Source organism: Bacillus sp. SA1-12, assembly GCF_000981385.1.
In the GTDB taxonomy this organism is placed as follows: Bacteria; Bacillota; Bacilli; order Bacillales; family Bacillaceae; genus Metabacillus.
Genome location: NZ_LATZ01000009.1, coordinates 42,714 through 57,006, shown reverse-complemented (window position 1 = coordinate 57,006; position 14,293 = coordinate 42,714). Strand labels below are relative to the sequence as shown.

The 14,293-nt window shown below is 37.2% G+C and carries 12 protein-coding genes and 1 riboswitch; all 12 genes read right to left on the bottom strand.

The window, feature by feature from the left end; genetic code table 11:
* Positions 1–165: 165 nt before the first annotated feature.
* A riboswitch (cyclic di-GMP riboswitch) is annotated at positions 166–251 on the bottom strand.
* A 536-nt stretch (positions 252–787) separates the two neighbouring features.
* The 12 genes from codY to ylqF all read right to left on the bottom strand — a co-directional run bounded on the left by codY (position 788) and on the right by ylqF (position 14,281).
* Positions 788–1,567 carry a GTP-sensing pleiotropic transcriptional regulator CodY gene (codY, locus tag WQ54_RS08245; RefSeq protein WP_046514724.1) on the bottom strand — a complete coding sequence of 260 codons (780 nt, stop codon included), beginning with the start codon at positions 1,565–1,567 and terminating at the stop codon, positions 788–790.
* A 98-nt stretch (positions 1,568–1,665) separates the two neighbouring features.
* Entirely contained in the window at positions 1,666–3,066 is a 1,401-nt protein-coding gene (gene hslU / locus WQ54_RS08240) for an HslU--HslV peptidase ATPase subunit (RefSeq protein ID WP_046514722.1), read from the bottom strand.
* A gap of 14 nt (positions 3,067–3,080) precedes the next feature.
* Positions 3,081–3,626 carry an ATP-dependent protease subunit HslV gene (gene hslV, locus WQ54_RS08235; protein ID WP_046514719.1) on the bottom strand — a complete coding sequence of 182 codons (546 nt, stop codon included), beginning with the start codon at positions 3,624–3,626 and terminating at the stop codon, positions 3,081–3,083.
* A 26-nt stretch (positions 3,627–3,652) separates the two neighbouring features.
* A complete protein-coding gene (gene xerC / locus WQ54_RS08230; RefSeq protein WP_046514716.1) occupies positions 3,653–4,561 on the bottom strand; it encodes a tyrosine recombinase XerC in 909 nt (302 codons plus the stop codon).
* Positions 4,562–4,623: 62 nt separating this feature from the next.
* Positions 4,624–5,934, bottom strand: a complete 1,311-nt coding sequence (gene trmFO, locus WQ54_RS08225) for an FADH(2)-oxidizing methylenetetrahydrofolate--tRNA-(uracil(54)-C(5))-methyltransferase TrmFO (protein WP_046514714.1) — start codon at positions 5,932–5,934, stop codon at positions 4,624–4,626.
* Positions 5,935–5,987: 53 nt separating this feature from the next.
* Positions 5,988–8,063 (bottom strand): type I DNA topoisomerase, encoded by a 2,076-nt coding sequence (topA, locus tag WQ54_RS08220; RefSeq protein WP_046514712.1) that lies wholly within the window; start codon positions 8,061–8,063, stop codon positions 5,988–5,990.
* A gap of 602 nt (positions 8,064–8,665) precedes the next feature.
* The gene (gene dprA, locus WQ54_RS08215; protein ID WP_046514709.1) at positions 8,666–9,547 is read right to left on the bottom strand and encodes a DNA-processing protein DprA; all 882 of its coding nucleotides are present in this window, start codon (positions 9,545–9,547) and stop codon (positions 8,666–8,668) included.
* A 107-nt stretch (positions 9,548–9,654) separates the two neighbouring features.
* Entirely contained in the window at positions 9,655–10,557 is a 903-nt protein-coding gene (gene sucD / locus WQ54_RS08210) for a succinate--CoA ligase subunit alpha (RefSeq protein ID WP_046514707.1), read from the bottom strand.
* Positions 10,558–10,575: 18 nt separating this feature from the next.
* Positions 10,576–11,736 carry an ADP-forming succinate--CoA ligase subunit beta gene (gene sucC / locus WQ54_RS08205; protein WP_046514704.1) on the bottom strand — a complete coding sequence of 387 codons (1,161 nt, stop codon included), beginning with the start codon at positions 11,734–11,736 and terminating at the stop codon, positions 10,576–10,578.
* Between the two features lie 329 nt (positions 11,737–12,065).
* Positions 12,066–12,830 carry a ribonuclease HII gene (locus WQ54_RS08200; RefSeq protein ID WP_046514701.1) on the bottom strand — a complete coding sequence of 255 codons (765 nt, stop codon included), beginning with the start codon at positions 12,828–12,830 and terminating at the stop codon, positions 12,066–12,068.
* Positions 12,831–12,914: 84 nt separating this feature from the next.
* The gene (locus WQ54_RS33485; RefSeq protein WP_156177822.1) at positions 12,915–13,058 is read right to left on the bottom strand and encodes a hypothetical protein; all 144 of its coding nucleotides are present in this window, start codon (positions 13,056–13,058) and stop codon (positions 12,915–12,917) included.
* A 356-nt stretch (positions 13,059–13,414) separates the two neighbouring features.
* Positions 13,415–14,281 carry a ribosome biogenesis GTPase YlqF gene (ylqF, locus tag WQ54_RS08195; protein ID WP_046514697.1) on the bottom strand — a complete coding sequence of 289 codons (867 nt, stop codon included), beginning with the start codon at positions 14,279–14,281 and terminating at the stop codon, positions 13,415–13,417.
* Positions 14,282–14,293: the final 12 nt, after the last annotated feature.

Below are 14,293 nucleotides of genomic sequence, written 5' to 3'. Positions count from 1 at the left end.
AAGTGTCACGTGATTAAATACCTAATTTATTTTGACACGCAAAGAAGAATACTTCTCCCCATACTCAATCTAAAAGGCGACCTTGTTAGGCAACATAATAGAAAATGCCTAACAAAATAAGATTGGCAGGCATTAGTTCCTCAATAAAAGGCACTTCCAATCCTTTTCGGTAACCCGGCTACCATAAAGAAATTCTCATTAGGCCCGTGGCTTTGCGTCCCCAACTTTCGCTGAGTTTGCCATTATCGAAGGTATTGTCTTTTTATTTTCCATAAGTACTGATTCTTAAAACAGATTATCACATTTTTCGACAACTATATTCATGTTATATTTTCCCATTACTATGCGCTTTTGTTTTCCCAGTAAACATTCCAGTTTTTTTCACGGTTCTTTTCTCCTTTGCCCTAATTAGCCAAATCAATAACGAATTAAAAATATAGTTAAGGAATGTATGAGGGAACTCCTCAAAAACAAAGGGCCAAATCCTCATCATCGAATATACTTATATAGAATGTCCATATAGAGTGTTTGTTTGATGGGACCAGCCCTTTTGAGTCAGCCTTTTATTTACTTTTTTTGATAAAAGATCACACTATATCCAACATAGAACCATAAGCCGTTCAGGTACAGTCAGCATAACAGGACGCTCCAAGTTTGTTTGCCAGCGCATAACACTCCCTCTAAAAGTCAAAAAGCCGCTCATGAATTGAAGGTTAAGTCTACCTTTTTTTATCCATGAGCGGCTTACTTGCCAGAGGCAATCAATGCGCCTTAAGCTTTTGTTCTATTAATTTGTTTTTAATTTATCTAGCTCTAATAAGAATTTGTCATTTAAAACTTTAATGTAAGTTCCTTTCATCCCTAATGAACGGGACTCAATTACACCTGCGCTTTCAAGCTTGCGAAGAGCATTTACGATAACCGAACGTGTAATTCCCACACGATCTGCAATTTTACTTGCAACTAACAACCCTTCATTTCCGCTTAATTCTTCAAAAATATGTTCAATGGCCTCTAGTTCGCTATATGATAAAGAACTTATTGCCATTTGTACAACAGCTTTACTGCGTGCCTCTTCTTCAATCTCTTCTGCTTTTTCACGCAGAATTTCCATACCAACAACTGTAGCACCATATTCTGCAAGAATTAAATCTTCATCTTCAAATTGCTCCTGCACTCTTGCAAGGATTAAAGTTCCTAAACGCTCTCCACCGCCTATTATTGGTACAATTGTCGTTAATCCATTTTTAAATAAATCACGATTTTCTACCGGGAAAGCTGTGTATTCACTTTCAACATCAATATTTGAGGATGTCTCGGTAATATTAAAGAGATTGTTTGTATAGGCTTCTGGAAATTGGCGATCTTCTAACATTTTTTTCATACGATCGTTTTCGATTTGTTGATTAACTGCAAATCCAAGTAATTTACCTCTGCGGCTGACTACAAAGATATTTGCTTCAATTACCTCACTAAGCGTTTCTGCCATTTCCTTAAAGTTAACTGGTTTGCCTGCTGCTCTCTGAAGCATTGCATTAATCTTACGTGTTTTTTGTAATAGAGCCATAATCGGTTCCTCCTGTAACATATTAAATTATTCACTTTGTGAAAACAGGCATACGCTCTGTTTCCAACTGTATGCACTTAAAAATAAACGTACTAATCCTATAAAATAAATTGACTTAGATCTTTATTTTTTGAAATTTTACCTAACTTATCTTCTACATACTGTGGTGTAATCACGATTTTTTCTAAACTTATATCTGGTGCTTCAAAACTTAAATCTTCTAATAAACGTTCAAGAATTGTATGTAGCCTTCTTGCTCCAATATTATCTGTATCCTGATTCACTTCATATGCAACTTCAGCTATTTTACGTATAGCATCGTCAGAAAATTCTAATTGTATACCTTCTGTTTCAATTAAAGCTTGATATTGTTTTAATAATGCGTTATCGGGTTCTACTAATATTTTCACAAAATCATCAACGCTAAGCTTTGTTAATTCAACACGGATAGGAAAACGACCTTGAAGTTCAGGGATTAAATCAGATGGCTTTGCAATATGAAAAGCTCCTGCAGCTATAAACAATATATGATCTGTTTTAACAGAACCATACTTTGTTACAACGGTTGATCCCTCAACTATCGGAAGAATATCACGTTGTACTCCCTCTCTAGAAACATCTGCAGTTGATCCGCCTTTTGATTTTCCGGCAATTTTATCGATTTCATCGATAAAAATAATACCTGATTGTTCTGTACGTATGACAGCATCCTGAGTAACTTCATCTAAATCAATTAATTTACTTGCTTCCTCATTTGTCAGAACGGTTCTTGCTTCTCTTACAGTAAGCTTACGTCTTTTCTTTTTCTTCGGCATTAGGCTTCCTAAAGCATCCTGCATATTCATTCCCATTTGCTCCATACCTGAACCTTGAAGTAAGTCAAACATGGATGCTTGCTGTTCCTCAACCTCAACAGTGACATAGTGATCCTCTAATTCACCTAACGCTAACTGATGAGCAATTCGGCGGCGTTTTTCTTGGAGTGATGACTCTTCTGTGTTATCATCCTGCTCATTTACTTGGCTGCCTGCTCCTCCAAATAGCATTTCCAGCGGATTTTTAGCGGCAGATTGCTTCTTTTTTCCTGGGACTAACAACTCAACTAAACGCTTATTTGCGTTTTCCTCTGCCATTCCTTTGACACCGAGCATTTTTTCTTCCTTAACTAAACGTACTGCTGTTTCAACTAAATCGCGTACCATTGATTCTACATCTCTGCCTACATATCCAACTTCAGTAAATTTTGTCGCTTCAACTTTAATAAATGGCGCGCGTGCAAGCTTAGCTATTCTTCTAGCAATTTCCGTTTTCCCAACACCTGTGGGACCAATCATTAAAATATTTTTCGGGACTACCTCTTCACGCAGCTTTTCATTCAACAGACTTCTGCGATATCGATTTCTAAGAGCAACAGCAACAGCCTTCTTAGCATCCTTTTGCCCTATAATATATTGATCTAATCGTTCTACAATTTGTTTTGGTGTCAGCTCTTTATTCATCCCTTTTCCCTCCCTTATAAAAGCTCTTCTACAATGATATTTTGATTTGTATAAACACAAATTTCACCAGCAATTGTTAATGCACCCTCTGCGATTTCTCTTGCAGAAAGGCTATCTCCTGAATAGCGCTTCAACGCTCTGCCAGCAGATAAAGCATAATTTCCGCCTGAACCGATTGCTAAAATACCATCGTCTGGTTCAATGACTTCTCCTGTGCCAGATACAAGCAAAAGATGTTCTTCATTCATAACAATAAGCATTGCTTCAAGCCTTCTTAATACCTTATCACTGCGCCATTCTTTTGCCAGCTCAACTGCTGCTCGCTGTAAATTACCGTTATACTCTTCAAGTCTGCCTTCAAAAAGCTCGAATAATGTAAAGGCATCAGCAACAGAACCTGCAAAGCCAGCAATAACTTTTCCATTAAATATTTTTCTGACCTTCTTTGCAGTATGCTTCATTACAACTGCATTGCCAAACGTCACTTGACCATCGCCTGCCATTGCGGCCTTACCATTATGATGTATAGCAAATATTGTTGTCGCATGAAATTGAGACATGGTTTTTACCTCCTAAGTATCCTGCATTAAGCTCGAGGATGATGGGACAAATAAATTCTTTTTAGATGCTCTTTTGTAACATGGGTATATACTTGGGTCGAAGATAAGTGTGCATGCCCTAACAGTTCCTGAACACTTCTCATATCTGCACCTTCATTTAGCATATGTGTAGCAAAGGTATGCCGAAACATATGCGGGTGGATATGAAGAGTAGAGGATGCTTTCTTAATCATTTCATTTAAGATGTGTCTAACTCCGCGATCAGTCAGCGGTCCGCCGCGATGGTTGACAAATAAATAGGAATGTTGATCTGTTACTGTGTGCTTACTAATCAACTTTTTCCTACCTTCGTTAATAAAGCGTTCTATCGCATCCTGAGCATAGCTTCCAAAGGGTACATATCTTTGTTTGCCTCCCTTTCCATGTACAAGAACCGTTCCTATAAACAAATCAATATCTGTTAAGCGGATATTACAACACTCACTGACACGTATCCCCGTTCCATACAGAACCTCAATAAGCGCCTGATTCCTTTGCCCTAATGGGGTGGTACAATCCGAGACTGTAAATAATTTTTCTATTTCCTCTTCATAAAGAAATTCGGGAATTTTTTGCTCTTTTTTTGGTAAAGACACCAATGCAAAAGGATTTTCAGTCAATTTTTCCTCACGAACAAGGAACTTAAAAAAACTTCTTAATGATGATACTTTTCTTGAAATTGTTTTTCTAGAATACTTTCTCTTATGTAACTGGGTTAAATATAATCGTGTATCATTATATGTAATTTCTTCTAGCTGTAGGATCACTTGTTCTTTCATAAAGGAAAAAAAATCCTCGATATCATTGGAATAATTCACAATTGTATATTGTGAATAGTTTTTCTCAATTTGTAAATATTCAATGAAGAAATTTAAATAATTCTTAACATTTTCCATGATAACACCTCACAAGGGCTACTAAATGTTAACATAACTTTAGTAGCCCTTGCAAATGATTTCTATAGATTTTTCGAAATTTTTTGAATTGTTTCTAGCGCTCTATTTGCATGCATTTCATTTCGTTCTTTTTTACTTTTAATCCGCTCAGGTAATTCTGCAAAAATACCAAAGTTTGCATTCATTGGTTGAAAATTATCCGGATTTGCCGTTGTAATGTATTTTGCCATGCTGCCGATCGCCGTTTCATTCGGAAATTCAATTAAATCTTTTCCAAGTAAAAGGTGAGCAGCATTTAATCCGGCAACCAAGCCTGATGCGGCCGATTCTACATATCCTTCAACACCGGTCATTTGTCCTGCAAAGAATAAATCCTCACGGTCTTTATACTGGTAAGTTGCCTTTAACAATCTAGGTGAATTAATAAAGGTATTACGATGCATTACGCCATATCGAACAATTTCCGCATTTTCAAGTCCAGGGATCAGAGAAAGAACTTCTTTTTGCGGACCCCATTTAAGATGTGTTTGAAAACCTACTATATTATATAAGGTACCTGCTGCGTCATCCTGTCGCAATTGAACAACTGCATAAGGTCTTTTCCCTGTTTTCGGGTCTTCTAAACCAACAGGTTTTAATGGACCAAACAGCATGGTTTTTCTGCCTCGTTGTGCCATTACCTCAATCGGCATGCATCCTTCAAAGAAAATCTCCTTTTCAAACTCCTTTAACGGAACAGTTTCAGCTGAAATTAAGGCTTCATAGAAACGATCGAATTCTTCCTCTGTCATTGGGCAGTTTAGATATGCAGCTTCCCCTTTATCATAGCGGGATTTTAAATAAACCTTATCCATATTAATACTATCTTTTTCAATAATTGGTGCTGCAGCATCATAAAAATATAGATATTCTTCACCTGTTAATGTTTTTAATTGCTCTGAGAGATTTTTTGACGTAAGCGGGCCTGTCGCAATGATAGTTGGACCGCTTGGGATTTCTCCAACTTCTTCATTTATAACCGTAACATTGGGATGTCCTTTTACAAGCTCTGTTACCTTTCCAGCAAATTCATGACGGTCTACTGCTAAAGCTCCCCCGGCTGGAACTGCGCATTCATCAGCAGCTTTAATAATAACAGAGTCAAGAATTCTCATTTCTTCCTTTAAAACACCTACTGCATTTGTTAGTGTATTTGCTCTTAACGAGTTACTGCAGACTAATTCCGCAAATTTGTCTGTATGATGTGCAGGTGTTTGTTTCACTGGTCGCATTTCATATAGACGAACTTGAATACCTCTTTTTGCTAACTGCCATGCTGCTTCACTTCCAGCTAAGCCTGCACCTATTACATTAACTACCTGATCTTGATACATGATGCATTACCCTCCATTTAATCACATAAAAGAGGTGAGCCTAAAGCGCTCACCTACTTTTGTTGTTCTTCCTTATAGTCACATTCCATACATTGTACTTGAACGCCTTTTTTCAGCTTTTTCTCCACAAGCATATTGTTACATTTTGGACAACTTCTTGCAATTGGTTTGTCCCACGAAAGGAATTCACATTCCGGGTAATTGCTGCAGCCATAAAAAATTCTGCGTTTCTTTGATTTTCGCTCAACAATCATACCATCTTCACAACTCGGGCATTTAACGCCAATTTCTTTAACAATCGGCTTTGTATTCCGGCAATCAGGAAAATTAGAGCAAGCCATGAATTTACCGTATCTACCCATTTTATAAACCATATGATGTCCACATTCTTCACAGTCTACACCAGCAGGTTCATCTTTAATTTCGATTTTTTCCATTTCATTTTCGGCTTTTTCAAGTCTTGGAGAAAAATCTTTGTAAAAATCGTCGATAATTTTAATCCATTCTATATTGCCTTCTTCAACATTATCAAGACTGTTTTCCATATTTGCAGTAAACTCGACATTAATGATTTCAGGGAAGAACTCCATAATGAGTTCTAAGACAATTTCGCCAAGCTCTGTTGGAATAAAACGTTTATTATCAAGTGCCACATAACCGCGTTTTTGAATTGTATCAAGTGTTGGAGCATATGTTGAAGGGCGCCCAATCCCCAGCTCTTCTAATGTTTTTACTAAGCGTGCCTCTGTATAACGAGGAGGCGGCTGTGTAAAATGCTGAGCTGGTTCAATATCTTTCGAAAAGACTTCATCTCCTTCTTTTAAATCAGGCAGCAATCGGTCCTTTTCTTCTGTTTGATCGTCACTTCCTTCTACATACACTTTCATGAAACCTGGGAATTTTATTTTCGAGCCATTTGCTCTAAACAGTACTCCATTATTTGTTAAATCAACACTCATTGTATCCAAAATAGCAGGTGCCATTTGGCTAGCAACAAACCGTTCCCAAATCAACTTATAAAGTCTAAGTTGGTCTCTGCTCAAGAATACTTTCATTGATGCAGGATCACGTAAAGTCGAGGTCGGGCGAATTGCCTCGTGTGCATCTTGAGCATTTGTATTTTTCTTAGCTGATTTTGATTGGGAGCCACGGAACTCTTTACCATATTTATCATTTATATATTGTGCTGCTTCTGTTTGAGCTGTTTCAGATATTCTTGTTGAATCTGTTCTCATATAGGTAATTAAACCAACAGTTCCATCCTTGCCCAAATCAATTCCTTCGTATAGCTGTTGAGCAATCATCATTGTTTTTTTTGCCCGAAAGTTTAATTTACGCGCAGCTTCCTGTTGTAAAGTCGAAGTTGTAAATGGAACAGCGGGATTACGTTTTCGTTCTTTTTTTGTTACTTTTTCAACATTAAATTTGTTTCCGCTTATTTCTTTTAAAATCTCTTTCACATCAGCTTCTGATTTTAGCTCTATTCTTTTTCCATTAACCCCGTAAAACGCTGCCTCAAATTCTTTTTGACCTTTTAAGAATTGTCCTTCGATAGACCAATATTCCTCTGGAACAAATTCTTTAATTTCATTTTCACGGTCTATGATTAAGCGAACGGCTACTGATTGTACTCTTCCGGCACTCAGACCTTTTTTTACCTTTTTCCAGAGTATTGGACTTATTTTATAGCCGACAAGTCGATCAAGAACACGTCTCGCCTGTTGAGCATCGACGAGATCCATATTAATGGAACGCGGATGCTTAAATGATTCCTGGATTGCATCCTTGGTAATTTCATTAAATACAACGCGGCAGTCAGAATGTATATCGACATCAAGACTGTGTGCCAGATGCCATGCAATCGCTTCCCCTTCACGATCAGGGTCGGCTGCAAGGAATACTTTTTTAGCCTTCTTAGCTGCCGTTTTTAGTTCCTTCAAAACAGACCCCTTGCCTCTAATCGTAATGTACTTTGGTTCAAAGTTATGTTCAATATCAACACCGATTTGGCTTTTAGGTAAATCACGAACATGCCCCATTGAGGCTTTTACTTTATACTTTTTTCCTAAATAACGTTCAATTGTTTTCGCCTTTGCAGGTGATTCAACAATGACTAAATAGTCCGACATGCATATTGTCCTCCTTAAGAGGTATTCTCTCTTTAATACTTCTTATTTATTTTATTTTTCATTTTTTGAAAGATTGCATGAATGTAAATGTCTCCTTCACTTACCTACGTAAAGTTTGGATTGTTATTCTCTACTTTTTCATTACGCTCTTTTAAAAATTGTGTGTTGATTTTCGCTTGCTGTCTTCGATCAGCATAGTGGCAACATCATAAATGAGCTTGAACATAGATTTTGATAAAGATTTATAGGAACAATTTAAAATCCTTATTTGAAAGATGTTTCACAATATAAATCTCCACTATTATTAAATATTCCCATGCAATTTGTCAAACACAAATAAAGAAATTACCCTTATCATATACTAATTTAATATGAATGAACATGAATATTTTCACTTAAATGACAAATTCTTACGAATTTATTTCAATCCTAAAAACAGGACTCTCTACTCAAGTTTCAAAGAAAATAAGGAGATAAGCGGGAATGGTCAACTAAATTCGCTACGTCATAAGAAAAGTCGGCACATGTACATCCGAAAATTTGAGTCCCCCTATTGATGGAAGTCTCGCTTATTATGTTAATTTTGTACCTTTATCAAAAATTTAATCAATCGAAAATGAAAATTCTTCTATAATATTTGATGCATGTTGAATTAATTTTGCTCCGCTTTGTATAAGTTCATTTGCACCAGAGCTATTTTCGTCAAATATGGACCCTGGTACAGCAAATACCTCTCGGTTTTGTTCCAATGCCTGGTGAGCGGTGATTAATGACCCGCTTCGTTTCTTTGCTTGTATTATAATCGTTCCTAATGATAATCCACTTATTATTCTGTTTCTCATTGGAAAATGCCACTTTTGAGGTGGTGTAACTGGAGGATGTTCTGAGAGGATTAGATGTGATTCCATGAGTGTTTTTGCTAATGGGATGTTTTGTTTAGGGTAAAGAAAAAATAAGCCTCCTGCAATGACTGCTATTGTTTTCCCGCCATTTTTTATAGCTGTTTCATGTCCTATCGTATCAATTCCCTTTGCCATACCGCTTACAATAATCCAATCTTCCCTAATCAGCGGCTTTAAAAGGTGCTCCAAAGCTGTTTGACCATAGTTCGTTGGATACCTTGTCCCAACTACACTTATGAGATACCGTTGATGTGTAAGACGTATATCTCCCTTATAATACAGGATTGGGGGAGGATCTGAGATTTCCTTTAAAAGAGGCGGGTAGTTATTATCATAAAGGGGGACAAAACAGATTTGTTGTTTATATGTTTCTAGAAGCGCGTCAACTTGCAATGAAGCAAACTCCCTTTTAATTGTGTAAGCTTTTTCTTTTGTAATATTGAAATAACCGGACCATTCGCTTTCCTTTAGAGAGTGAATAATAGTTAATGTTGGATCAAGCTTTAATAACCTGTACAGAAGAAGCGAACTAATTCCTTTACAATGTGATAATGCAAAGAGTGTTTTTGTAACTATATCCATTTTGCCTCCTAATTGATCTTTTTTTACCTACTATTAATAATTTATTTTATAAGCACGAGGAAAAGGAACAGGTGAAAACCTGTCCCTTTCCTTCAATAAGAATCTGCTTAATGTGTTTTACATTTTTCAAATAACCCTTGCTCTTTAAGTACTGAAATAAGTGTTTCTCCCATAACAGAAGGTGTTTCAGCAACTTTAATACCGCAAGCGTTCATTGTTTTAATTTTTTCTTCAGCAGTACCTTTACCGCCTGAAATAATTGCACCAGCATGTCCCATTCGTTTTCCAGGAGGTGCTGTTTGACCACCGATAAAGCCAACTACCGGTTTTGTCATATTTGCTTTTACCCATTCAGCAGCTTCTTCTTCAGCAGTTCCGCCAATTTCACCAATCATGATAACTGCATACGTTTCTTCATCTTCATTAAAAGCTTTAAGTACATCGATAAAGTTTGTTCCATTTACTGGGTCCCCGCCTATTCCTACAGCTGAAGATTGACCAATACCTGCTTGTGATAATTGATGAACAGCTTCATATGTAAGTGTTCCTGAACGTGAAACAACACCTACATGACCTTTTTTATGAATGTAACCAGGCATAATCCCGATCTTACATTCCTCAGGCGTGATCACACCTGGGCAGTTAGGGCCAACCAGACGAGTTTTCTTACCTTCCATATAACGCTTAACCTTAACCATATCCATTACCGGAATATGCTCAGTGATACAAATTACCAAATCTAATTCAGCGTCTACGCCTTCCATAATTGCATCTGCAGCGAAAGGAGCAGGTACGTAAATAACTGAAGCGTTTGCGCCTGTAACTTTAACTGCTTCTTGAACTGTATTGAAAACTGGTACACCCTCTACTTCAGTTCCGCCTTTTCCTGGAGTGACACCACCAACAATCTTAGTACCATATTCAAGCATTTGTTTCGTATGGAAAAGGGCTGTTGACCCTGTGATTCCTTGTACGATTACTTTAGTATCTTTATTAATAAATACACTCATGTTTGTCCCCTGCCTTTCTTACCCTACTAATGAAACGATTTTTTGTGCGCCGTCAGCCATAGACTCTGCAGAAGTAATATTTAAGCCAGACTCATTTAAAATTTTCTTTCCTAAATCAACGTTAGTACCTTCAAGACGAACGACAAGCGGAATCTCTAAACCTACTTGTTTTGTTGCCTCTACAACACCTTCTGCAATAACATCACACTTCATGATTCCACCAAAGATGTTAACGAAAATTCCTTTAACATTTTGATCGGAAAGAATAATTTTAAACGCTTCTGTTACTTTCTCCGCAGTTGCACCGCCCCCAACATCAAGGAAGTTTGCAGGTTCACCGCCGTAATATTTAATAATGTCCATTGTAGACATTGCAAGTCCAGCACCATTTACCATACAGCCAATGTTACCGTCTAAAGAAATATAACTTAAATCGTATTTAGAAGCTTCAATTTCCTTTGGATCTTCTTCTTCAAGATCACGATATTCAACGATATCTTTATGGCGATATAATGCATTTGAATCAAAGTTTAATTTTGCATCAAGGGCCATTACTTTTCCATCACCTGTTACAACTAATGGATTGATCTCTGCAATTGAGCAATCCTTTTCTACAAAAACTTTATACAAGCCCATCATAAATTTAACAGCTTGTCCAACAAGTTCTTTTGGAATGTTAATATTAAATGCAATTCTTCTAGCTTGATAGCCTTGTAATCCTACTGCAGGATCAATTACTTCTTTAAAGATTTTTTCAGGAGTTTTCTCTGCTACTTCTTCAATTTCTGTTCCGCCTTCTTCAGAAGCCATTAGTACAACGCGGGATGTAGCACGGTCTAAAACTAGACCAATGTAATATTCCTTCTTAATATCGCAGCCCTCTTCAATAAGCAGGCGCTTTACTTCTTTGCCTTCTGGGCCTGTTTGGTGTGTTACTAATGTTTTCCCCAGAATTTCTTCAGCATATGTACGAGCCTCTTCAAGGTTTTTAGCAACTTTTACTCCACCGGCTTTACCGCGTCCACCTGCATGGATTTGAGCTTTTACCACTACTACGTCTGTTCCAAGTTCTTTTGCAGCTTCAACTGCTTCATCTACAGAAAAAGCCACTCGTCCGTTAGGTACAGAAACTCCGTATTTACGTAAGAGTTCTTTCCCTTGGTACTCATGGATATTCATTTGCCATCCTCCTAACCAATTTACAAGAATAAAAAATATACTGCGCTTTCATTTTATATAATAGTTTTCGCCTTGTCTACCATTCGACACAAAATAGTATACTCCTCTAAGAAAATTAATTTTTATTTTATTAAAATAGGTTGATTGAAGATATTAAAAGACATAGAGGGAAATATAGCACGATAGACATAGCTAAAAGCCTCTGTAAAGCGCTAAAGAGGCTTTTAAGAAACGATTTAAATGTTTTTTACTGGATAATAACCTTTAACTGAAATTCCTTTAAGATAAGCTTGCTGGGGCTTCTGTCAGCGACTCTACTCTTATATGCTTTATAGTAATTCCTTAACGGGTGCAAAGCTTTTGCGATGATATTCTGTAACTCCATATCTTTGTAATGCTTCCAAATGGTATCTAGTACCATATCCCATATGCTGCTCAAAACCATATTCAGGCAAACGCTTTGCTAAATCCTGCATGATCCGGTCCCTCGTCACCTTTGCAATAACTGAGCTTGCAGCAATCGATACGCTTTTAGCGTCACCCTTGATAATTGATTCCTGAGAAATTGGTAAATCAAGCTTTATCGCATCAAGCAATAAAAAATCAGGATCAATCTCTAATTTTTTTATTGCTTGTATCATGGCAAGCTTTGTAGCTTCGTATATATTTATTTCATCAATGACTTCTGCATGAACGATGCCAATACCTATTGCCTTTGAATTCGTTTTTATTTTATCAAAATACTTCTCTCTCATAGCCGCTGTTAATTTTTTTGAATCTGTTAACCCTGGTATGTAACACTCTTCTTTTAAAATGACTGCCGCTGCCACAACAGGACCTGCGAGCGGTCCTCTTCCAACCTCATCAACACCTGCAATTAAGTGAAAGCCTTGGCTATTCGCTTTTCTTTCATAGTTAAGCATACCGTAGAACTGTTCCTGCAAAGCTTTTTCCTGTTCATAACTTTTCCACCATTTTTGAACTAGCTGCTGAACACCTTTTCTTGAATCTGTTTTACATTTCTCTAAAAAAGGATCGTTTACATTCGTAATCCTCTCTAATTTTTCTTGTATTTCCTTTGTAGTTAAATTCATCTCTATTAACTCCTCACACATACTCCTTTACCATTATATCTTTTTATTAAAAGTATAGGAGCTTTTCTTAAAGGATTTATTTTTTTAAAAGACTGTTTCCGTATACTTTGTTGCTATTTCCTCATTTGCGGAGTGGTTAATTGCAGCCAGAGATGCTCGTTTTCCACTGAGGCGGTGAACCTCTTCTGCGTAAACGCTGCATAAGCCACCTGTTGCTGCTCTATGCAAAAGTCTCGCAACCAGCTCTAATTAGTCAACCTTAAAAAATTTTCGCCAAAGAACCTATTTAAAAACAAATTAATTAGAAAAGAAACTTACTAAAGGATCGATTTTTAAAATAAAGCTTTATTAAACTAGTCTGTTGATCGCCCGTGCAGGTAGCACTCATCTTTAGTGGTTGTCTGGAGCCCCTCCATAGCTATAAGCTTTAACATGGCCTTAATAAATTGATATGGCAATCGGTACTTCACCGATTTCTTCCAGTCCGACTTCTCTCGAAAGGAGGAATTCTAGCTTCCCATTCATTTCAAGGTTTGCCAAAAAGAAAAAATACAAAAAGACCCGCAATGTTGCGAGCCGTTGGACTAACTAATGTTCTCGGTAAATTGTTTCGGTGTTTCGAAGGAGAGTCTACCTAATTTATCGGTGCGGATTTCTCTTAAAACAAGTTCTGAGGTTTTATCATAATCAATATAACCACCCGGCATGATACAACCCCTTTTTTTTCCGATGACATCAAAAAGAGGAACAATCTCATCAGGCAGCTCCTCAAGATCAAAACGCTCCTTAAGTCGATGTGAGTAGTGGTCCTTTAAAAAATTTAATGCAAATACCGTAACCTCTTGCAAATTCAGAATGGCATCTTTAATAGCACCAGTTGTAGCTAACTTAAGTCCGACTAACTGGTCTTCAAATTTTGGCCAAAGAATACCAGGTGTATCCAATAGCTCAAGCTCTTTTCCGACCTTGACCCATTGCTGAGCTGTCGTTACACCAGGCCTGTCACCGGTTTTTGCAATATTTTTCTTTGCAAGCCGATTAATCAAGGTGGATTTTCCAACATTTGGAATTCCGATGATTAGTGCACGTATTGCACGAGGCTTGATTCCCTTTGCAGCCATCTTATCAAACTTCTCTTTTAATAATTCCTTTGATAATTGAGTTATTTGTTTTAGTCCTGTCCCTGTTTGCGCATCAATCCCAAGGGCAGGAATCCCCTTTTCTTTAAAATATTCAAGCCATTGCTTTGTTATCGCTTCATCAGCTTTATCTGCTTTGTTTAATAAAACGATACGAGGCTTTGATGACACAATTTCATCAATCATTGGATTCCGCGAAGACATTGGAATTCTCGCGTCTACAAGCTCAAAGACAATATCTATTAATTTTAGCTTTTCTGTTACCTGTCTTCTTGCTTTTGCCATATGCCCTGGAAACCATTGAATTGTCATAAAAAACACCTT

What these genes read in the sequence shown, in the direction of transcription:
- WQ54_RS08200 (WP_046514701.1), bottom strand. Translation starts at nt 12,830, where the DNA reads ATGAATTTAACTACAAAGGAAATACAAGAAAAATTAGAGAGGATTACG.
- sucD (WP_046514707.1), bottom strand. Translation starts at nt 10,557, where the DNA reads ATGAGTGTATTTATTAATAAAGATACTAAAGTAATCGTACAAGGAATC.
- hslU (WP_046514722.1), bottom strand. Translation starts at nt 3,066, where the DNA reads ATGAATAAAGAGCTGACACCAAAACAAATTGTAGAACGATTAGATCAA.
- trmFO (WP_046514714.1), bottom strand. Translation starts at nt 5,934, where the DNA reads ATGTATCAAGATCAGGTAGTTAATGTAATAGGTGCAGGCTTAGCTGGA.
- dprA (WP_046514709.1), bottom strand. Translation starts at nt 9,547, where the DNA reads ATGGATATAGTTACAAAAACACTCTTTGCATTATCACATTGTAAAGGA.
- sucC (WP_046514704.1), bottom strand. Translation starts at nt 11,736, where the DNA reads ATGAATATCCATGAGTACCAAGGGAAAGAACTCTTACGTAAATACGGA.
- hslV (WP_046514719.1), bottom strand. Translation starts at nt 3,626, where the DNA reads ATGTCTCAATTTCATGCGACAACAATATTTGCTATACATCATAATGGT.
- codY (WP_046514724.1), bottom strand. Translation starts at nt 1,567, where the DNA reads ATGGCTCTATTACAAAAAACACGTAAGATTAATGCAATGCTTCAGAGA.
- xerC (WP_046514716.1), bottom strand. Translation starts at nt 4,561, where the DNA reads ATGGAAAATGTTAAGAATTATTTAAATTTCTTCATTGAATATTTACAA.
- ylqF (WP_046514697.1), bottom strand. Translation starts at nt 14,281, where the DNA reads ATGACAATTCAATGGTTTCCAGGGCATATGGCAAAAGCAAGAAGACAG.
- topA (WP_046514712.1), bottom strand. Translation starts at nt 8,063, where the DNA reads ATGTCGGACTATTTAGTCATTGTTGAATCACCTGCAAAGGCGAAAACA.